This is a genomic window from Halomonas sp. ND22Bw (assembly GCF_003011945.1).
Taxonomy (GTDB): domain Bacteria; phylum Pseudomonadota; class Gammaproteobacteria; order Pseudomonadales; family Halomonadaceae; genus Halomonas; species Halomonas halophila.
Genome location: NZ_PXWD01000612.1, coordinates 1 through 288, shown reverse-complemented (window position 1 = coordinate 288; position 288 = coordinate 1). Strand labels below are relative to the sequence as shown.

Sequence of the window (288 nt, the reverse complement as noted above, 5' to 3'; positions counted from 1 at the left end):
GCAGCAGTTCCTGGCCCACGGCGTCCACGTCACGCGCGAACGCACCGGCGTCCTGATCTTCGCCGCTCTGGACGAACACCAGGTCGAGCTGATCGCCGACGAATCGATTCACGCCAAGGTCGAGGAAAGCGCCTGGGCTCAGGCCGTCGCCGCCCTGACCCGCGAGCTGCTCGCCGACCGTCCGGTCGAGGGTTTTTCAGCCGCCATCGCCCTGTGCGGCCTGGATCTCGACACCGAGGTGGTGGTGTTCGCCCCCAGGCTGATGCCGATGCAGGTGGACGCCTTGGG

The 288-nt window shown here is 68.1% G+C and carries 1 pseudogene; it reads left to right on the top strand.

Annotated elements, in window-relative coordinates:
- Positions 1-288: pseudogene (locus tag CVH10_RS25935) on the top strand (hypothetical protein); the annotation flags it as partial.